General features: G+C 48.3%; 15 protein-coding genes. 7 read left to right on the top strand and 8 right to left on the bottom strand.

The genetic code is table 11. From position 1 onward, the window contains the following. Positions 1 to 8 precede the first annotated feature (8 nt). Genes EZMO1_RS09920 through EZMO1_RS09905 form a run of 3 tightly spaced genes read right to left on the bottom strand, consistent with a single transcriptional unit; the run spans position 9 to position 5267 of the window. On the bottom strand, positions 9 to 4463 hold the full coding sequence (locus EZMO1_RS09920; RefSeq protein WP_145912555.1) for an OTU domain-containing protein: 4455 nt from the start codon (positions 4461 to 4463) through the stop codon (positions 9 to 11). Between the two features lie 45 nt (positions 4464 to 4508). Beyond that, positions 4509 to 4739 (bottom strand): putative signal transducing protein, encoded by a 231-nt coding sequence (locus EZMO1_RS09910; protein ID WP_034873077.1) that lies wholly within the window; start codon positions 4737 to 4739, stop codon positions 4509 to 4511. Positions 4740 to 4751: 12 nt separating this feature from the next. Continuing rightward, on the bottom strand, positions 4752 to 5267 hold the full coding sequence (locus EZMO1_RS09905) for a tetratricopeptide repeat protein (protein ID WP_160174011.1): 516 nt from the start codon (positions 5265 to 5267) through the stop codon (positions 4752 to 4754). 363 nt (positions 5268 to 5630) lie between these two features. On the opposite strand from EZMO1_RS09905, the gene EZMO1_RS09900 reads away from it, so the two are divergent. Together EZMO1_RS09900 and EZMO1_RS09895 are read left to right on the top strand one after the other, a co-directional pair. Continuing rightward, a complete protein-coding gene (locus EZMO1_RS09900) occupies positions 5631 to 6776 on the top strand; it encodes a 1-acyl-sn-glycerol-3-phosphate acyltransferase (RefSeq protein WP_034873075.1) in 1146 nt (381 codons plus the stop codon). Further along, positions 6769 to 7101, top strand: coding sequence for a YqfO family protein (locus EZMO1_RS09895; protein WP_034873074.1), 333 nt, complete (start codon positions 6769 to 6771; stop codon positions 7099 to 7101). The genes EZMO1_RS09900 and EZMO1_RS09895 overlap by 8 nt, the downstream gene beginning before the upstream one ends. On the opposite strand, the gene EZMO1_RS09890 is transcribed toward EZMO1_RS09895, so the two are convergent. After that, the gene (locus EZMO1_RS09890) at positions 7067 to 7636 is read right to left on the bottom strand and encodes an NUDIX hydrolase (protein ID WP_051789539.1); all 570 of its coding nucleotides are present in this window, start codon (positions 7634 to 7636) and stop codon (positions 7067 to 7069) included. The two genes, EZMO1_RS09895 and EZMO1_RS09890, sit on opposite strands and share 35 nt — an antisense overlap. A 248-nt stretch (positions 7637 to 7884) precedes the next feature. On the opposite strand from EZMO1_RS09890, the gene EZMO1_RS09885 reads away from it, so the two are divergent. From EZMO1_RS09885 to EZMO1_RS09875, 3 genes are all read left to right on the top strand, one after another. Next, complete coding sequence (locus tag EZMO1_RS09885; protein WP_034873587.1) at positions 7885 to 8508, top strand: CoA pyrophosphatase; 624 nt, start codon at positions 7885 to 7887, stop codon at positions 8506 to 8508. Positions 8509 to 8588: 80 nt separating this feature from the next. Beyond that, complete coding sequence (locus EZMO1_RS09880) at positions 8589 to 10211, top strand: patatin-like phospholipase family protein (RefSeq protein WP_034873073.1); 1623 nt, start codon at positions 8589 to 8591, stop codon at positions 10209 to 10211. A gap of 252 nt (positions 10212 to 10463) precedes the next feature. Further along, positions 10464 to 12101 (top strand): IS1182 family transposase, encoded by a 1638-nt coding sequence (locus tag EZMO1_RS09875; protein WP_086936405.1) that lies wholly within the window; start codon positions 10464 to 10466, stop codon positions 12099 to 12101. Positions 12102 to 12147: 46 nt separating this feature from the next. On the opposite strand, the gene EZMO1_RS09870 is transcribed toward EZMO1_RS09875, so the two are convergent. Then, positions 12148 to 13320: an RNA-guided endonuclease TnpB family protein gene (locus EZMO1_RS09870; RefSeq protein ID WP_034873072.1), complete on the bottom strand. Its 1173-nt coding sequence runs from the start codon at positions 13318 to 13320 to the stop codon at positions 12148 to 12150. A 47-nt stretch (positions 13321 to 13367) separates the two neighbouring features. Here EZMO1_RS09870 and tnpA point away from each other — a divergent pair, with 47 nt between their 5' ends. After that, the gene (tnpA, locus tag EZMO1_RS09865) at positions 13368 to 13790 is read left to right on the top strand and encodes an IS200/IS605 family transposase (protein WP_413783201.1); all 423 of its coding nucleotides are present in this window, start codon (positions 13368 to 13370) and stop codon (positions 13788 to 13790) included. 63 nt (positions 13791 to 13853) lie between these two features. Here the strand turns inward: tnpA and EZMO1_RS09860 are convergent, their stop codons facing one another. From EZMO1_RS09860 to EZMO1_RS09850, 3 genes are all read right to left on the bottom strand, one after another. Next, positions 13854 to 15488: an IS1182 family transposase gene (locus EZMO1_RS09860; RefSeq protein ID WP_061509427.1), complete on the bottom strand. Its 1635-nt coding sequence runs from the start codon at positions 15486 to 15488 to the stop codon at positions 13854 to 13856. 113 nt (positions 15489 to 15601) lie between these two features. Further along, positions 15602 to 16852 carry an HlyC/CorC family transporter gene (locus EZMO1_RS09855; protein WP_034873071.1) on the bottom strand — a complete coding sequence of 417 codons (1251 nt, stop codon included), beginning with the start codon at positions 16850 to 16852 and terminating at the stop codon, positions 15602 to 15604. A gap of 97 nt (positions 16853 to 16949) precedes the next feature. After that, the gene (locus tag EZMO1_RS09850) at positions 16950 to 17771 is read right to left on the bottom strand and encodes a cytochrome C assembly family protein (RefSeq protein ID WP_051789372.1); all 822 of its coding nucleotides are present in this window, start codon (positions 17769 to 17771) and stop codon (positions 16950 to 16952) included. Between the two features lie 220 nt (positions 17772 to 17991). On the opposite strand from EZMO1_RS09850, the gene ffh reads away from it, so the two are divergent. Further along, positions 17992 to 19398 (top strand): signal recognition particle protein, encoded by a 1407-nt coding sequence (ffh, locus tag EZMO1_RS09845; RefSeq protein ID WP_034873070.1) that lies wholly within the window; start codon positions 17992 to 17994, stop codon positions 19396 to 19398. Positions 19399 to 19550: the final 152 nt, after the last annotated feature.

Here is a 19550-nt window from a genome sequence, read left to right as displayed (position 1 = left end):
GCGTACTATTACTTAACAGGATTCATTCCATGCGCTTGTAATAAAGCCAGTACAGCAGCCAGACCATGGACTGCACACTCTTCCGAAAAGGTACCTTCCAGCGAAGAAGTACCGCGTTCACCCGATGGTTCAGCTGCTTCCCAGTGTGCTCCGCCGGTGTAGAAAATGACAGCCTCATAGGGCACGGCGTCAATCACCTGATTGTCTTGGGCAGGGTTCACCTGTATCACATTAACCGCAGCGTGCGCCTCGTTCTGAATAGGCGCAAGATGAGGCACAATAAAGTGCAAAGGTGTCTGAAAGGCATTTGCAGCAACAATCACCATATTGTAATCATTCCAGAGCCCCTCAACATTAATCTCGGCATCCAGTACATCCAGCATGCCACCCATCGTATTTAACAGATACAGTTCTTCCCCGGTGTAAGGCTCAATCACACGCGGATCCTGATTATTGTATGCCCCCATATTGAGTTGAAACTTATGTTTAAGTCGAGCCAGAAACTGCCTGATTATTGCTTTTACTTCGTCAGCTTTGATGGTTCGGTTCAGCTTTCGTGACAACACTTCGGCAATGGCGTGATAAAGACAGGAATTATCTTTGGGGGTATGAATAACCCTGAAACCGGCAGCCACAAACAGCGTTCTCCAATTGCCAATATATTGTCTCAGGAAGTCGGCGTGGTGCCCGGCGGGCTGATTTAACCGGGCCCGGTTCACCGGATTCTGAACATCATACACCTGTGCCGGGTGAAGCAACTCATCAAAATCAGGATCCGTTTGCACTGGAGGCAAGGGCACGCCAACACTCCACCAGAGTTGCTGTGGACTATATCCAGTAGTCTGCCCCCGGATAACATTGTGAAATAAAATATAATGCTCCGGCCTTTGTCCGGGGGAGTAATGCGACAGGTTCACCTCCTCAAAAGGAATAAATCTCTCACTGTGAACCCAGCTTTGAGATGAGTCATAACTCATCCCCAACACAGTCACACCTATAAACCGGCCTCCATCGAACTCAAAAACATGAATGTCGCCCTTCAAAAGCAGCCCGGCAAACAAGGCTAACAACCTGTAATGATCACCATCGGATAACTGTCGGGCATCAAACCATTGCCGCAGGTCAAAAAGCCATTGGGTTGCAGGCTCAGCCCCGTCTCCACGTACAGTAAACAGCAGGCGATGCAACAGTGCCCGGGCCCGGTCACGATTCAAACCCAACAGGTGAGCAACGGCCAGTTGTGGACTACCAAAGCGCACCATCTGCAGAGTACTGTTCCAGCTTTCATTCAATGCCTTGAATACAAACGTTGGATCTGCCTGCCCGACAAACCGCTGTTGCTGTGCATCCGTAAGCCGGGAAGCGGTACCGCACTGCAGCCGCACAAGTCGCCAGGCGTTCCACCAACTATGAAAGTGCTTATGCTCTAACTGGTTGATAACGGGTAGCCGGGCACTCAGGCAGTAGGCACCGTATCCATTGGCTAAATCATTATCTAACGACTCCAATGTTGAATTAAGAAAGTCGTCTAGCAAGACCTCCAGAGCCGACACAACCGGATCCTCACCTTGCATCTGGTTCATATAATGGGAAAAGAGCCCCCCAAACCTCTGTTCCAGAACATGAAAACGAGCCATGTATTGCCGAAGCCAGGGCGAAGCTGTTAACGGTAAAGGCGCGTCGGAAGGGTAATCAATCTCGTCGGAAAGAATCGCCTGCAAGAGCTGATCCAGCTCTTGCAGGCGATTCTGCAAAATCAGGCCAACAATAGCACGTTCATATTTCTGCTGAATACGCTTTAGCCAGTCTTTCTGGTCGTGATTGACAGGAATAAAGGCCTGAGGCATTTTAATTCGATCGGGCCGGAATTTGGCGACCAGCTGACACACCCACACATACAACCGGAAAGCCTGATGGGATCTCTTGCTTTTCTCCATGTACTCTTCAATTTCACTCCAGGTCACAGGCGGCTCTCCGGCTTCCTGACTGTGAGCTTCATCATTAATCTGATCAATCACCCATTGAAAATCAAAGGTAGCGCCCTGCTGATACTTAATGTAATCCGCAGCAATACTGGCCAGAAGTTTTTTTAGCAAACTGCGAAATGCGGTTATTTTCTGTACCCGCTCAACGAAATCCTCTTGAAGGTGTGAGTCTGGAAACAGGTCTGTGATACAGTCGAATAAGGGGCCGCCGTGATAAAGAGGTTCACCATTATCAAGTAATTTAAGGTTGGGCGGTTCATTATCAAAATTTTTAAGGTCGGCTTTCAGAGAACCATCTGCACCCATATAGAAAGACACGTAATAGTTTGGCAGTTTTGAGTCTACACCAATGCTGACAGGCATATTTCGTAATGATCTGAACTCTCCCAGTGTGTTGGTAAACTGAATCAGCTGGTCAATCAGTGTTTCAAAAATCGCTTCTAAAATATTAACGAGAGGGTAGCGCATTATTTCATAGTTATAAGCAACATAGCTTCCCTCTTTCGGAACGCGGTTAAAGTCCATAACGGTGGTAGGAATATCTTCCCTGAACTTCACCTTTATCTCAACAGCATGGTCTAACCCATGCCTCAGGGCTTCAACAATATAAGTCTGGGCCAGGTTCTCAGGCTTTATCCGGTGCTGAATCTCGACGACAGTGGTTGAACCATCCACAGCCGGGATCAGACGATAGACCGAGGGCATACGGGTGGAATCTATACTTTTGTGCGGTGGTTTCTTAATCTGGTCGGTATCGAGCAACTCCCGGGTTTTTGGATCCCGCCCCATGGCAAGCTCTTCGTAAACCGTCAGGCTAGCCGACTGAAGCCCTTCAAGCAGTCTGGCACTGTCCTGGGTATGACCCCGCTGCCATGAAAAGGCAAGGCCGGGAAACAGCTCATCGATTTCAAAGACCGCCTTGCATTGCCCACGCCCGATGCATCGAAACAGAATGTCTTTGTCATATCCGTCCACTTTAATCACTTGCTGTTCACACTCGTTGAACATTTCAAAGCGGGCATTATTTTCGAATTCTCGCAGGAAAAGCTCAACACTCGCATCAAAAGCCTGGTCAGTCGGACTGGCTCTTGCAGCCGACTTGTATTCATTTCTGGCCAGCGCTGCGAGACTGTATTGCTCATACCTCTGGAACTTGGCGCAAAACTCAAAAGTCATTGGTGTTCCAGAGTCGCCCAGAGAGGTAACAATGCACAACATATCATCATGAATATAAGCTCTGTCGCTCCTCGGTTTTCTATCATCAATCACTCTGACAAACACTTCAAAAAAGTCAGCTTCCCGATCCGCAGGCTGAGGAATGTTTCGATAATACCGACACCAATGAGCATACTCCTTATAGGCTTTGCCAAATTTAGCATCATTAAACAGGTCAATCCTGTCACAGTCGAAGACCTTTGCTTTAGGGCCTGACTGTATATACCAGCCAGGAGGCGACCCGACCACCTGCTCAGACTCATCAATGTTAGGCTGAGAGCTGCGCCGACGCTTGTTTCGGGCACGATTTCTGTCAATCAGGTCTTTGTGTAACTTACCCGAATCCAGACCACTCAGAAGAGCAGGGCTACGTCCCAGAGGGCTGTCGCTTGCTGCCTCTGCGGTATCAAACTTCGACGGAGATTTAGCCAACTCGTTCAAAACAGAGTCCGTCTCATCTTCTTTGATATAGTCTTTTTCAATAAAAAAACTCAGACCAAAACCTGCCGGACGGAAATTCCTGCCTGCCTGATCTTTTTTCAAAGCCCCCTGTGTACTTTCTTTTTTTATTGGTCTGTCGGACTCCGACAGTTCCATTGACATACCGAAAACATCACCCTCAACAAAATCGTCTTTCCCTTCACCGGAAATACCCGATGACTGACTGGTATCAGTAGGAAGAGACAACAGGGCCAAGTTTGATAACCCCATACTCAGGCGCCCCCCAAAGTCGTTTGAAGACCTGTTTCTCGACCTGAAAGTCATCGCAATTGGTGAACTGGAGCCAGAAGAGACGCCTGACTCCGGACTGAATGAAAAACGAGCCGGACACATTGGCTGAGGCGAACTGGAAAATAATCCCGACGCCCGTTTGGGCGAAAACGGAGGTGTACTACTGGATGACGACTTACGGGACGGTGACAAAAAGTGACCTTCTACCTTACTCTTTTTTGCGGGACTTCCAGGTTTCGGAGAGGAAGAGACTCTTGGGGATCTGACTATCATGCGATAGTAGTGCATTGAATCCATCAGAACACTTTGATCCTGTCGCCTTGCCATCAGCATCAATATCGCATCAATAAACTCGTCACGCCTCAAATTCAGCAACTGAAGTGTAGAAAGAAAGTTTGGTGGTGTATCCTCATTTCCTCCTGCCCAGACAGACGCGGCAGTGAACATCAAACTGGAACAAAACAACAACAGCAGAGCCAGACAGCAAACAAAACCACCTGACCCCTGTCTTCTGTTATTACCTGACTTCATTAATCATTAAGTTGTTGTAAAATATTCAGTAGTACTTCAAAAACATTATTTACTATGAAAAACAGGCGTTGCACTGAGGTAGTCACAGATCAGACTTTTCGCCAGCTCTGCGTCAATCTCTTCAACATACAGCCCGAGAAGGCCGGTCACTGGTAGTTCACCGATCGCACCTGCCAGATATTGACCTCCTATAAAACAGTTAATGCGCTGTTGTTCAAGAAAGTCTTTCAGACATTGCGCTTCCATGACATTTTCGGGACTGTATATTTTGATCATAAGCAACCAGCATCAGGGTTGTTTCAGGTAAATTGAGCGCAGCTGCTCCACCAGCTCCCCGGCTTTCTCTCGCTGGGCAGGTGTCAGCCGGTTCAGTAAATCATCTCGTTGTACAATGGCATCACTGGTCCAGCTACCCTGTTTGTCAGCACTCAATGCTGTCCACATATAAGCAGCAATTAAATTTCTGTCCGTTCCCTCGCCCTTCATGTAAGCCCGCCCGAGTTCGAGCTGAGCTTCCGGATTCATCCCCTCGCGTCCACCGGCTTCCTGAAAGTACTGAAAAGATTTCCTGGTATCTTTTTCCATACCTCCCAGACCATCGCGATAAGCCCTGCCGAGCCATAACTGTGCACGGGAATTACCCTCATCGGCAAGAGGTTGCAACAGGGATGCCGCTTTGGCTGAACCGGATCGACCCGGCGACTTTAAAAGAGTGATTCCGGCTTCGAGCACGGACGCCCCGGACTCAGAAGAATCAGCCTGTTTTTCAAAATCCGAACTCCAGCCGGACATTGAAAATAGCATTAAAGTTGCAAAGACTCCGCATTGGCATTTTGTTTTTATAGACATTTTTAAAAAACCTTACTGCACTGAATTGCCATTTGGCTTGTAGGGCATATTACACTCACGGGAATAATACGTATAATACCAAGGCAAAGCCACTATACCGGAACAAGGCCGGAACAAGACCCGAACAAGGCCTGACAGGACAAACACAGAGGGCAGATTGTAATAACAGAGCAACGGTTACAAAGAGGAACACGTTGACTACAGACCCGCAAAAAAACTGGCTATATAATTCGCTGGTGCTATTCAGCCAACCATAGCCGCACAAGCCATAGCTGCACAAACCATAGCTGTACAAACCAACCATAGAACAATGATCTGATGGAACGCTTCGACGAAATAAGACCCTATCACGATGATGAAGTACGCCCGACGCTTGAACGACTGCTTCAGGATCATGAGTTACTGCACGCACTGTCACATCATCAATTCCCACGCCTGTCCCAGTGGCTCGGCGGCATCATGTACTGGCTGACAGGCAGAGGCCTGCGCTCCCGCCTTAAAGACGTTCACAATATCGATGCCCTGCAGAAAGTGATTGAGCCGTATCTGTCTCAGGTGATTGAATCCACCACCAGTCACATCACCTATTCAGGCATTGAAAACCTGAAGCCAGGTGTTGCCTACACTTACCTGTCCAATCATCGCGATATCGTTATGGATCCGGCTTTTGTGAATTACGGCGTTTATAAAAACGGTATGGATACCGTTCGTATTGCCATTGGCGACAATCTGCTACAGCGACCGTTCGTGAGTGACCTGATGCGCCTTAACAAAAGCTTTATTGTTAAGCGTTCGGTGTCCGGGCGCCGGGAAAAACTGAAGGCTTTCCAGACCTTGTCGGCCTATATCCACCACTCCATCGACACCGGTCATTCCGTCTGGATTGCCCAGAGTGAAGGCCGGGCCAAAGACGGCAATGACCTGACCGACAGCGCCATCATCAAGATGTTTCATATGAGTCGCAAAGGGGCTGACACTTCTTTTTCAGACAGTATTCGCTCCATGAACATTGTGCCAGTGGCTATTTCCTATGAGTACGACCCCTGCGACACCATGAAAGCCAGAGAACTGTATGAAACCGAGCACAACGGTAGCTACATGAAATCGGAAGGCGAAGACATGCACAGCATCGTTAAAGGCATCGAAGGCCAGAAAGGCCATGTCCACATTGCTTTTGGCACACCACTGACAGGCGACTATGACTCGGCGAATGATGTAGTGATGGAAGTTGACCGACAAATTCATAAGAACTATCAGCTGCAGCCTGCCAACCTTTTTGCCTGGAAAGCCATGAAAAACCTGCACACAGGCGCTCCGGTTCCAGACCTGAACAGCTTGTTTCCCGATGTGGATCTGGATAGCAAACGATCGGAGTTTGAGCAGAGGCTGGCAGCTGCAGACAATGATCATCGCAAATGGTTGCTAACCATGTACGCGACACCCGTCTTTAATCGTTATGCATAAGCTTTGTTTCTATGTCCCGGCCTCTCATCTGGAAACGGTTAAAGACGCTGTTTTTAACGCCGGGGCTGGGAAATACAGGCACTATGATCGGTGTTGCTGGCAAGCTCTGGGACAAATGCAGTTTCGGGGACTGAAAAGCAGCAATCCCTTTCGTGGAAAACCCGAAACATTAGAGCAGTTTGAAGAATACAAGGTTGAAATGATGTGCCCTGATGAACAGGTTGAAGCCGCTGTCACAGCACTGATTAAAGCACACCCCTACGAAGAGCCCGCCTTTGAAGTCTGGCCCGTCAGGCACTTCCCGCTTTCAGAGTCTGAGTCTTAGCAGTGTTGTAATTAATATCCTGAATGCGTTGTACAAACTCACCTCGACGCCGATCTGAAAAATAGTATTCAAGGGTCAGACGAATGGTGGTAAAAGCCAGCTCATCCCAGGGAATATCCTGTTCACCAAACAGTTGCACTTCCAGACTTTCCACGCCCGCAGAAAAAACCGGCACATCCATTTCGGCCAGAAAGAAAAGCGACAACTGACCGACATGCAGGACATTAAACAGCGTATAAAGCTGTGTGACAGTCACCTCTGCCCCGGCTTCTTCAAAAGTCTCCCTGATCGCACCCTGCTCAATGGTTTCACCAAGCTCCAGAAACCCACCGGGTAACGTCCATAAACCTTTACGGGGTTCTATTGCGCGCCGACAAAGCAATACTTTGTTGTCGTATACCGGCAGACAGCCCGCGACGACTCTGGGGTTTTGATAATGAATCATGCCGCATTCGCCGCACACATCCCTCGGTCGATTATCTCCATTCGGAATTTCTTGTCGCACCCGGGCACCACAGTGGCTGCAATACTTCACGTTCACTCCCTTCCTCACCAGTCTTTCATTCCACATTAAAACGAGGAGCTCTTGCTTGTCCATCACTTGTTGGTCGGCGTGTGGGTAAAGCGACAAAAGACGGGTAATTTTAAAAGACTGTGTTAGTATGAAAAGTACCGGTAAAAAGCATCTTTCATCGCCAAGAAGCTGACGAAGACTGAATCTGAATTTTGAATAAAGATGCTCTGAATTATAATAAAAATAATAGACAACACTTCAGACTGTTTATGCTTAGAGAATTAGAACAAAAATTTCAAAACTACCCCTACCAAAGCCTGAATAGCGACCTGCCACAAGCAGCCGTTCTTATTCCTCTGGTCAGACAAGACAACAGTTTCCACCTGATCCTGACCCGTCGAGCCTCCCACATGAATACCCACAGTGGAGAAGTCGCCTTCCCCGGTGGAAAAAAAGATGAAGCCGACACAGACCTTCTGTCTACAGCTTTACGAGAATCCTGGGAGGAAATCAGCCTTGAACCGGGATTAGTCAAAATCATCGGACGAGGCAGTAGTGTAGTGTCCCGCTTTGGACTGGAAGTCACGCCTTTTGTCGGAGTCATTGCCCAGCTTCCGGAACTGAGGGCAAATACCGATGAACTGGATCGAATATTCACCGTCCCCCTGGAATTTCTGCTGAATCCGGACAACCTTCAGAGCGATCTCTGGCAGATGAGCGAACACACATACCGGATGCCCTTTTTTCAGTATCGGGAATACCGGATCTGGGGGCTGACAGCCATCATGCTGGCAGAGTGTCTCAATGCCGGATTCGGCACCAACATCCCCCTTGACGTTCCGCATTTTGACCGCGAGTTTGGCCTTCGCCCGAGGCAACGATTTAAATCATAAAGCACACAACAGAATCAGACGGCAAATCACACAATTGGAACTAAACTTGTAGCTATCACTGTGAACTGATGTAGACTGCTATGAATCCGTTTCAACGATTGCGATTGATTCAACCCTGTCTGGTTGCTTTGGCACTGAGCTGCCCGATGACCCATTCAGACGACACCCCTCTCCTGACATGTCTTGATTCAACCACTGACATTCACCTGCTGAATAAAAAAAACACCTCTGATGCTGATTACAAGAGACAACAGGCATTGTCTGAAAAAGTCGGACTGGCCCTGTCTGGTGGCGGCTCCCGGGCTTTAGTCCTGCTTGAAGCCCTTAGTCAGTTTATGCAACCGGAATACAAGACTGAAATATCCCGATTCTCTGCCTCCTCCGGGGGAGCCTGGGCAATTACGGCTACCCTGATGCATTCTCCAAAGAAGGTAGAGGCATTTCTTGGCTCACCCAATATTGAACTGAATAAGCTTTACTGGGACGATACTGAAAAAACACCTGCAGAAAACAATATCGCCCAACTGAAAGGCGATCGACTGGCCAGTGTGGCGCAGCATCTGGGCTACTACTCCGCAGCTCTTTCCTTCTTCCTGTGGCGTCATTTCCCGTTCATCTTCCCAGGCTACAAAGGGTGGGAAGAATATCTCTCCTACGCACTGTTAGAACGCTTCGACTTGAAGCCTGACGCCAAGCTTGCACCTGCAGCCTTTCCGGGTCTGACCAATAAAGGCGAACTGATCATCAATGCTTACCTGAAGGGTCAGCATGAAGAAAAGATACCCATCGAAATGACGCCTGAATGGGTTGGCGGAGCCATAACCAGCTTTAAAGAGGGTGCCTATACACTTCCGCCCTGCGGCTTCAACCGCGACATCAAAGAGCAAAAGCTGTCATGCAGCAATGACTACTGTGAAGTAAAACTTGGTGAGGGTAAAGGGCTGACAGTAGCGAATGCCATGGCGACTACCGGTGCCAACTATGTTGATACAATCCCATTCAGTTACTTTCCACCTGAATTCCAGTACCCGGAACCCAATCTGCAAGAAAAAACCATTAAATCTTCAAGCCGAATGTTTGCAGACAGTGGCAACGAAGATTATGTCAGCATCATGCCCCTGCTACGGCGCGGACAGAAAAAAATCATTGCGTTCGTACACACTGATATTCCGCTAAAACATACTCCGAAAAAAACAGGCGGGACAGGCATTATTGGGATGGATAAAGTCATCCCTTCTTATTTCGGAATTATTCCTGATGAGTCTGCAGAAAAAAAATTCTATCAACCTGATACGCACATTCATCAGCAGGACTGTAGCGTTCTCAGTTCAAGAAATAAGGTTTTTGGTGATGCGCATTATCAACCATTGGCCGAGGCATTATGGAAGGCCAAGGAAAACGGCAAGCCCATTGTTTACAAACAAACCGGCCTGACGACTTTGAAGAATGACTGTTACGGCATTCCCGGTGGGGAGAAAGTAGACATTATCTGGATATACAATGACCTGCCAGAAAACTGGTTTCAAACACACTTGCCAGCCCTTGTGGGAAAAATCAAAGCCGATAAAGACTTTGATCTCTTCCCTCACTACGGCTTCAAAGAGCTGTACCTGAAGCCGCCCGTTGCCAACCTGATGGTTGCCTTGGCAAAGTGGACTATCGACGAAACACAATATATCTGGCGTCCCTTTTTTGAAGACTAATACCAATCAAAGTTATTAGCTTCGTTATGAGCATGGTTTTTGGGCGATTAGACAATACCCATAGGGCATAAAGGCGACGATCGCCAACGCAGGATAATCGCTCAAAAAGCCAGCGCAATAGAATAGCTAATAACTGCGATTGGTATAATAACTTTGATTGGTATAAGTGACTGCTCCCCCAACTAAAGAGGGTGTCGCAAAAGCCTTCATAAGCCGGTAATCTGAATATAAAGTAGCTCTACCGGCTCCAGCATGACAACAAGACCGCAAATAAAGATTAATACTGCTCCACAGCTCGATATTTTTTCAGGTGCAGCCAGTAGTCCTGATCACAAAAAGCAGGACAAATCCAAACGATCAGGAGGCCATAAATCAGACAATCGTCGTTTTGTTGCTCCTGACCCCAACACTATCACCCTCGGTAACACGAGCCTGAAAGAGCACCTTGAGCAGGCTGGTCAAAAAACGCCCTTCATGGTTGCAGCACTTCTTGATGAGCAGGACTGGTCTGATTTTGAGCAAAGGTATGCCCCGGAAGGACGTCCTCCTTATTCACCCCGTAATATGATGGGTTTGATTCTCTATGGCATTATGCAGGGCATTACCTCGCTGAGAACTTTGGAACGATTAGCTCGTGTTGACCTTGGTTGTATGTGGGTTACCGGAGGGATTTTTCCAGATCATGCCATTATTGGTCGCTTCATCAACATGCATAGCGAGTCCATGACCGGTGCATTTTTTGAAAGCCTGACACGAGCTGTTCTCAAAAAAACAGACTCCGATGGAAGTTGTCTGGCTGGTGATGGAACGGTCATAGAAGCAGCCTGCTCAAGCTACAACCTGATTAAGCAGGAAGCCGCGCAGCAAGCTCTTGAAGCAGCGCAACAGAAAGCTGACAACCATCCAGATTCCGCTAAAAATCAAAAGAACCTGGAGATGGCCAGCGGTGCTTACGAAGCAGTTATTGACCGCAATGAGAAGCGAAAGAAAAACGGTAAATCAGGAAGTGCTGTCGTAAGCCCCACAGAGCCTGAAGCCGTTGTTCAAAAGATGAAACGGGGGCGAGGATACACGACAGGCTACAAACCATCGGTATTAGCCAATAGCAAGCGTGTGGTACTGGCACAGGCTGTTGACCCTACCAATGAAACGACTGTTGTAAACCCAATGCTTGACCAGTCAATGCAAGTAACGGGTGAACCTGTTGATGAAATGCTACTGGATGCGGGTTATTTCAATGATGACGTTATTGCAACCAGCCTGAAGCGCGATATCAGTTTGCTATGCCCTGAGGGTAAAGAGCCAGGCAAACCCAAAGAGTCAGCAAAGTTCCAGAAGGGGCATTTTTATTATGATGAAACCAATGACGTTTATCATTGCCCTGCTGGAAAAGAGCTGGTTCTCATCGGCAAGATAAAGGGAAGCACTCGCACAAAAGAGCAAAAGATATATGGCAATGGGCCGTGTGAAGGTTGCCCCCTCAAAGATCAGTGTACGACCAATAAGAAAGGGCGCCGCATAAAACGCTATGCGATGGATGATGCCAAGGATGCACTGAGGCAGGTTATGCAGCACCCGAAAGCTAAAAAGTCTTTCAGCAAAAGAAAGGCGATGGTTGAGCCTGTTTTTGCCTATTTACGGGATATACAGGGGTTAAACCGTTTTCGTCGCAGGGGACTGGAGAAAGTTAAACTGGAATTTGGCCTACACCTGTTGGCCTATAACCTGAGTCGTGCTGTAAAAGTCAGTATTTACGTCATTTTATGGTTAAACTGGCTTCTCTGGTTGCTATCTGGATCACGTTGGTCATTTGGCAGCAAACGAACGAATAAGGGAAGAATCACAATGAAGCATCATGCTTTGCAAAAAGTAGTGCTTCACTGGATTTGAGTTTTGACTTTTAAGACACCCTCTAAAGTTGGGGGCTTCTGACTTCTCAGGCAGCAACCAGCACTGTGCTGGATTTACGCTTGCCTCCATCAGCAGAGACGGACAGCCCTTCCGCCTTTAATTTCAAAATACCTTGCTTCTTCACGTTGATGGCAGCGTTGATGTCACGATCTGCGACATACCCGCATTCACACGTCCATGACCGGATATTCAGCGGCATTTCCTCTTGCTTTCGATCACAGCAGGAACACGTCTTCGAGGAAGCAAACCACTGGTCGATCTTCACCAGATGCTTACCTGCCTGTTTCGCTTTGTAGTCGAGCTTGATGACAAGGGAGTGCCAGCCTGCATCAGCTATGGATCGGGCAAGGCAATGGTTCTTGAGCATGTTCTTGACCTTCAGCGTTTCCACAATCACCGCTTGGTTTTCGTCAATGAGTTGTCTGGAAAGTTTGTGCTGAAAGTCATTACGGGCAAAGGCTACACGCTCATGCGCCTTTGCCACGAGTAATCTTGCTTTGACTCTGCCTTTAGAGCCTTTCTTGCATCTTGATAAAGCCTTCTGTTTTCGCTTCAGGTTGCGTTGTGCATTTTTTATGAATCGGGGATTGCCGGTTTTTACTCCGGTACTGGTAATGGCAATGTCAGTTAAACCAACATCAACGCCAACTATGCGAGAGCTTTGCAGTTCGGTTATCTGCCTCGCTTCAGACATATCATCTTCAGCCAAAACAGAAGCGTAGAACTTACCTGTTGGTGTTTTGGTCAGAGTGATGGACTTGACTGTTCCGGTTATTTCTCTGTGAATCCTTGCCTTGATTGGTTTGCACTTGGGGACTTTGACCCAGTTTTCGCCCACAGCAACCGACATGCAATGGTAACTACTCTGTTTACCGTGTTTCGACTTGAAGCGGGGAAAGCGGGCTTCCAGCTTCGGGTTAAAGAAGTTCTGGAACGCCTTGTCCAGATTGATAACAGACTGCTGCAAGGCAATCGAATCAGCTTCTTTCAGCCATGAATATTTGCGGCTTTTCTTGGCAGTGACCAGCAGAGGTTTCAGGTCTTTTCTCGGGGAAAGATTTTGCTCCCGTACCTTATAGTAATGAGTCTTTATCGCCAGTGCCTTATTCCAGACCATACGCACAGCACCAAACTGACGGTTTAAAAAAACCGTCTGTTCTGGCGTTGGGTAGATGCGTACTTTAGTGGCTTTAAGCATTGGTGTATATCTGCTATATACTTTGATTTAAATATTTATAACGCATAATAGCAGGTTGGTGTATTTTGACAATACGAAAAGGTAGGCACTGCGCTTTTGAGCTTCACGCCCACTTGGTTTTCTCCACCAAATATAGAGGTAAAGTGTTTAATGATAAGCACCTCAAGACTCTGGAAAATATTTTCCGGCATGTGTGCAATGAGTTTGAGGTAGAGCTGATCGAATTTAATGGAGAAACTGACCATATACACCTGCTCATTCACTATCCACCAAAAGTACAGCTATCAAAGCTAGTGAATAGCCTCAAAGGGGTCAGCAGCCGAAAAATGAAGCTACATCATCCAGAACTGGTAAAGCCTGCCTATTTGAAAAATGCTTTATGGGCAAGAAGTTACTTTGCTGGCAGTTGCGGCGGCGCAAGCATTGATGTGCTCAAAACCTACATTGAGAATCAAGCCAGACCTGATTAGGAGTCCTTGCGGACTCCCGCCTTATATCCCCTGCCTAAAAGAGGGTGTCTTAAAAGCCAAAATTTAAACCCAGTGAAGCACTTTTCTCTGCAAAGAATGACGCTTCACTGGATCTCTTTCCCAGCTGCCCCATTTTCTGTCAAATGGCCGATACCGCTCAAAGTACAGCCAGAGAATCCTGTTGTACCTGAAAATAGCGTGAAAACTGGCTTTTACAGCCCGGCTCAGGTTATAGGCCAGCAGGTGTAAGCCAAACTCCAGTTTAACTTTCTCCAACCCCTTGCGACGAAAACGGTTTAACCCCTGTATATCCCGTAAATAGGCAAAGACAGGCTCAACCATCGCCTTTCTTTTGCTGAAAGACTTTTTAGCTTTCGGGTGCTGCATAACCTGCCTCAGTGCATCCTTGGCATCATCCATCGCATAGCGTTTTATGCGGCGCCCTTTCTTATTGGTCGTACACTGATCTTTGAGAGGACAACCTTCACACGGTCCATTGCCATATATCTTTTGCTCTTTTGTGCGAATGCTTCCCTTTATCTGCCCGATGAGAACCAGCTCTTTTCCTGCAGGGCAACGATAAACGTCATTAGTCTCATCATAATAAAAATGTCCCTTCTGGAACTTTTTGGATTCTTTGGGCTTGCCTGGCTCTTTACCCTCAGGGCATAGCAGGCTGATGTCGCGTTCCAGACTGGTTGAAATGACTTCATCATTGAAGTAACCAGCATCCAGAAGCATTTCATCTACTGGTTTGCCCGTGATCTGCATTGACTGATCAAGCATTGGACTTACGACAGTTGTTTCATTGGTGGGATCAACAGCCTGAGCCAGTACCACCCGCTTGTTATTGGCTAACACGGATGGTTTGTAACCCGTTGTATAACCTCGCCCCCGTTTCATCTTTTGAACAACGGCTTCAGGCTCTGTAGGGCTAACGACAGCACTTCCTGATTTACCATTCTTTTTTCGCTTCTCGTTGCGTTCAATAACTGCTTCGAGAGTACTGCTGGCCATCTCCAGTTTCTTTTTGTTTTCAGGACAGTCTGGATGGTTGTCAGCTTGCTTTTGTGCTGTTTCATGAGCCTGTTGTGCAGCCTCCTGCTTCATCAGGTTGTAGCTTGAGCAGGCGGCTTCTATGACCGTTCCATCACCAGCCAGACAGCTACCATCAGAGTTCGTCTTTTTGAGGACGGCTCGTGTCAGGCTTTCAAAAAATGCACCGGCCATGGACTTGCTATGCATATTGATGAAGCGACCAATAATGGCGTGGTCTGGAAAAATCCCACCGGTAACCCACATACAGCCAAGATCAACACGGGCTAGTCGCTCCAGAGTTCTCAGCGAGGTAATGCCCTGCATAATGCCATAGAGAATCAAACCCATCATGTTACGGGGTGAATAAGGAGGGCGACCTTCTGAGGCATACCTTTGCTCAAAATCAGACCAGTCTTGCTCATCAAGAAGGGATGCAACAGTAAAAGGTGTTTTCTGACCAGTTAGCTCAAGGTGTTCTTTCAAGTTAGAGTTGCCAAGGGTGATGGCGTTGGGGTTCGGAGCAACAAAACGTCGTTTGTCTGTTTTGTTGCCTGATCCTTTGGGCTTATCGTGTTTTTTGTGATCCGGACTACTGGCTGCACCTGAAAAAATATCGAGCTGTGGAGCTGTATTAATCTTGATTTGCGGTCTTGCTGTCATACTGAAGCCGGTAAAGCTACTTTATATCCAGATTACCGGCTTGTAGTGGGTTTTGCGACACCCTCTAAAAGTCAGGGGGCTTACGGCGAAAATGCTAACCTGTGAAGGCCTGACTACTGCCAGACCTTCACCGACTTCACACGGTTATCCTTCACCAGCATAATTTCCAGCTTGTAACCACCCACCTTCAGACAAACACTCGAATCAGGAATGGTTTCCATTTCTTCCGTAATCAGGCCATTCAGGGTTCTCGCTTCTTCCGTTGGCAGAGCCCAACCCAGCGCCCGGTTAATATCACGCAGAGATGCCGAGCCATCAATAATATAGGTACCATCTTCCTGCGGCGTTATATCCTGACTGCTGTCAGAGACATCGGTGGTAAAGTCACCCACAATTTCTTCCAGAATATCTTCCAGCGTGACCAGTCCGAGAATGTCGCCGTACTCATCCACCACCAGCGCCACCCGCTCTTTGGTTTGCTGAAAGTTGAACAGCTGGGTATGAAGCGGCGTACTTTCCGGCACGTAATAGGGTTCAATGGTTTCCTGCATCAACATCGCCTTATTCACCTCTTCCTGACTCAGTAGGCGGGCAACCTTACGCATATGCAGCATACCGACAATGTTATTCACATCCCCGCGAAATACCGGCAGCCGTGTGTGCTGGGTGTCGTGTAACTGGTCAATAATATCTTTAATATCATCATCAAGATCAATGCCCACTACTTCATTACGGGGCACCATAATGTCATCAACCCGCACCTTTTCCAGATCCAGAATGCCCAGCAGCATACCACGACGCTTTTGCGGTAATAACATGCCCGGATCGTTGACCAGGGTTCGCAGTTCTTCAACATTTAACTGATCCTGACTCCTTTGACCAGGCTTGATACCAAACGGCCTGAGCAACATGCCACAAATCCAGTTCAGGGCAACCACCGCCGGGTACAGCACTTTCAGCATAGGCGATAACACGACAGAAGCCGGAAATGCAATGCGCTCGGGAAACATGGCAGCCAGGGTTTTCGGCGTGACCTCACCAAAAATCAGCACCACCAGCGTCAGGCCAAAGGTGGCAATGGCAATACCGCTATCGCCCCAGATTCGGGTTGCGATCACCGTTGCCAGTGCCGAAGCAAGAATATTAACGAAGTTGTTACCAATCAGAATGACCCCGATCAACCGATCCGGACGCTCCAGCAGACCATGGGTGCGTCGGGCAGCACGATGCCCTTTACGAACCAGATGACGCAGACGATAGCGGTTAATCGCCATCATGCCGGTTTCAGAACTGGAGAAAAAAGCAGAGAACAGCAGCAGGGAAATAAGAATGCCCACCAGAACACTCAGGGATGCTTCACTCAAGGGGGGTAACGCCTCGTTTTTGGAAAATAGTGTAAGCCAGTAGTTTACCGTCAGACCGCCTCAAAAGGCAGCCCTTCACCACGATTTATGCAGTGGATTATGTAGTAGACAGCCACAATTCAACCATCAGGTGCCAACCAAAGTAAGCCACCATCAACATCACCAGTCCGGCCACGGTCCAGCGCATGGCGGTCTGCCCCCGCCAACCGTACAGCTTTCGCCCAATCAGCAATGTAGCAAACAGTCCCCACGCCATGATAGAAAGAACGGTTTTATGAATAATGCGGGTAGCGAACATATCGTCCATAAACAAAAAGCCGGTCATCAGGGCCAGTGTCAGCAAAATCAGTCCGACCGCGACATATTCAAACAGCAGCTTTTCCATCGTCTGCAAGGGCGGCAGTGCCTGCATGATTTTACGGCGATTATGATGCTTTAGCTGACGCTCCTGATAAGACAGCATCAATGCCTGAAACGCAGCCACCATCAGAATGCCATACGCTAGTACCGATAAAAGAACGTGCGCCACCATCATTGAAGGCGGTCGCCAGACAATATGATCCACCGGAGCCAGCCAGGCCAGCAGAACCGTTAATATCGTAAAAGGAAGAATCAGAAGAAACAGGCTTTCGGAAGGTTTTTTCAGACTACTGAGCAGCACCACCATGGTGACCATCAAGGTGCTTAAAGAAGCAATATTAAACAACCCAAGATTGATACCACCAGAACCATGCAGTGAAAAGTACAGAGCAACTGTCTGGAACACCGCACCAACAGCCGTAGCCGCCAGCACCATCTGACGGGAACCGGACTGGATGAATACCCTGCGCCCCTGGGTAAAAGCCCCCAGAGAATAAAACACAAACGCCCCGATACTCGCCAGCATAACATTCATTTCGGCTGTAACACTCTTAACCATGCGGTGTTGTTATCGGGTGAGTGTGTCACATGTCCGGTTAAGACTCAATGAACAGACTTTTACGGCCTGCTTCAATCTGGATAATCATTGCAACAGCCTCAGCCTCACTGATCAACACATCACACTGCCCCTTTTCTGCGAATTTTGGATATAATACCTCACAACCTGCTTCACATCTTCTAAGAGTCACCTTGTTCTACCGTGACTTCGGGAATACAGAATGTTTGAGAATTTAACCGAACGCCTGTCGCAAACGTTAAAAAACGTCACCGGCAAGGCCAAGCTGTCTGAAGACAACATTAAAGACACCCTGCGCGAAGTGCGCATGGCGCTGCTGGAGGCAGACGTTGCCCTGCCAGTGGTCAGAGAGTTCATCAGCCGCATCAAAGAACGCGCCATTGGTCAGGAAGTTCAGTCCAGCCTGAGCCCGGGTCAGGCGTTTGTCAAAATCGTTCAGGCCGAACTGATCGAGGTGATGGGTGCAGCCAATGACGAGCTGAACCTTGCCACCCAGCCGCCCGCTGTCATCCTGATGGCAGGCTTGCAGGGTGCGGGTAAAACCACCTCGGTCGCCAAGCTGTCCAAATTCCTGAAAGAACGCCACAAAAAGAAAGTCTTGGTGGTGTCTGCCGACGTGTACCGTCCGGCAGCGATTAAACAGCTGGAAACACTGGCAGGCGAAGTGGGCGTGGAATTCTTCCCGTCCGACATTCAGCAAAAGCCTGTTGATATTGCCAATGCCGCTATTCAGGAAGCCCGCATTGGTCACTATGATGTTCTGATTGTCGATACCGCCGGTCGTTTGCATATTGATGGCGAAATGATGGAAGAGATTCAGTCTCTGCACTCTGCCATCAATCCGGTAGAAACCCTGTTCGTGGTCGATGCCATGACCGGTCAGGATGCCGCCAATACGGCCAAAGCGTTTGGCGACGCTCTGCCACTGACCGGTGTTATTCTGACCAAAGCCGATGGTGATGCCCGCGGTGGTGCTGCCCTGTCCGTGCGCCACATTACCGGCAAACCGATCAAGTTTATTGGTGTGGGTGAAAAAATCGACGCACTGGATCCGTTCCATCCGGATCGTATCGCCTCCCGAATCCTCGGCATGGGTGACGTTCTCTCCCTGATCGAAGAAGCCGAGCAGAAGCTCGACAAGAAAAAAGCCGACAAACTGGCCACCAAGCTGAAGAAAGGCAAAGGCTTCGACCTCGAAGACTTCCGCGACCAGCTACAGCAGATGAAAAAAATGGGCGGCCTTGCCGGCGTCATGGACAAGCTACCGGGAATGCCCGGCATGCCTGCCAATATGCCGGGGCAGATGGACAATAAGATTTTTGTCCAAATGGAGGCCATCATCAACTCTATGACACCTGCCGAGCGCGCCAACCCGGACATTATGAACGGTTCGCGCAAAAAACGCATCGCAGCCGGTTCCGGCACACAGATTCAGGACATCAACCGTCTGATTAAACAGCACAAGCAGATGTCCAAGATGATGAAGAAAGTCTCCAAAAAAGGCGGCATGAGCAAACTGATGCGTGGACTGGGCGGCATGAAAGGTCAGATGCCGGGCGGCATGGGTGGTATGATGCCTCCGGGTGGTGGCAAGAAGTTCCCTTTCTAACAGGGATTGCCAATCATTTTCCTTGTCAGTTCAAGTTGTTACGCTATCGGACTGACCATAATCTTTTGTGAATATCAAAAGCCACAAGGAATGGCTCCTGTTTTTGGTTTTTTGAGAAGCATCATAATGGTGTTATGCTACAAAAAGCATCA

Source organism: Endozoicomonas montiporae CL-33 (assembly GCF_001583435.1).
In the GTDB taxonomy this organism is placed as follows: Bacteria; Pseudomonadota; Gammaproteobacteria; order Pseudomonadales; family Endozoicomonadaceae; genus Endozoicomonas_A; species Endozoicomonas_A montiporae.
Note: the sequence above shows the minus strand (reverse complement) of the source record. Positions and strands in the feature narration are given on the sequence as shown.

Bases quoted from the DNA above. Each gene is read 5' to 3' on its own strand.
- EZMO1_RS09860 (WP_061509427.1), bottom strand. From the start codon at position 15,488: ATGACAGCAAGACCGCAAATCAAGATTAATACAGCTCCACAGCTCGAT.
- EZMO1_RS09895 (WP_034873074.1), top strand. From the start codon at position 6,769: ATGCATAAGCTTTGTTTCTATGTCCCGGCCTCTCATCTGGAAACGGTT.
- EZMO1_RS09885 (WP_034873587.1), top strand. From the start codon at position 7,885: ATGCTTAGAGAATTAGAACAAAAATTTCAAAACTACCCCTACCAAAGC.
- EZMO1_RS09900 (WP_034873075.1), top strand. From the start codon at position 5,631: ATGGAACGCTTCGACGAAATAAGACCCTATCACGATGATGAAGTACGC.
- EZMO1_RS09910 (WP_034873077.1), bottom strand. From the start codon at position 4,739: ATGATCAAAATATACAGTCCCGAAAATGTCATGGAAGCGCAATGTCTG.
- EZMO1_RS09920 (WP_145912555.1), bottom strand. From the start codon at position 4,463: ATGAAGTCAGGTAATAACAGAAGACAGGGGTCAGGTGGTTTTGTTTGC.
- EZMO1_RS09905 (WP_160174011.1), bottom strand. From the start codon at position 5,267: ATGCTATTTTCAATGTCCGGCTGGAGTTCGGATTTTGAAAAACAGGCT.
- EZMO1_RS09880 (WP_034873073.1), top strand. From the start codon at position 8,589: ATGAATCCGTTTCAACGATTGCGATTGATTCAACCCTGTCTGGTTGCT.
- EZMO1_RS09870 (WP_034873072.1), bottom strand. From the start codon at position 13,320: ATGCTTAAAGCCACTAAAGTACGCATCTACCCAACGCCAGAACAGACG.
- EZMO1_RS09850 (WP_051789372.1), bottom strand. From the start codon at position 17,771: ATGGTTAAGAGTGTTACAGCCGAAATGAATGTTATGCTGGCGAGTATC.
- ffh (WP_034873070.1), top strand. From the start codon at position 17,992: ATGTTTGAGAATTTAACCGAACGCCTGTCGCAAACGTTAAAAAACGTC.
- EZMO1_RS09875 (WP_086936405.1), top strand. From the start codon at position 10,464: ATGACAACAAGACCGCAAATAAAGATTAATACTGCTCCACAGCTCGAT.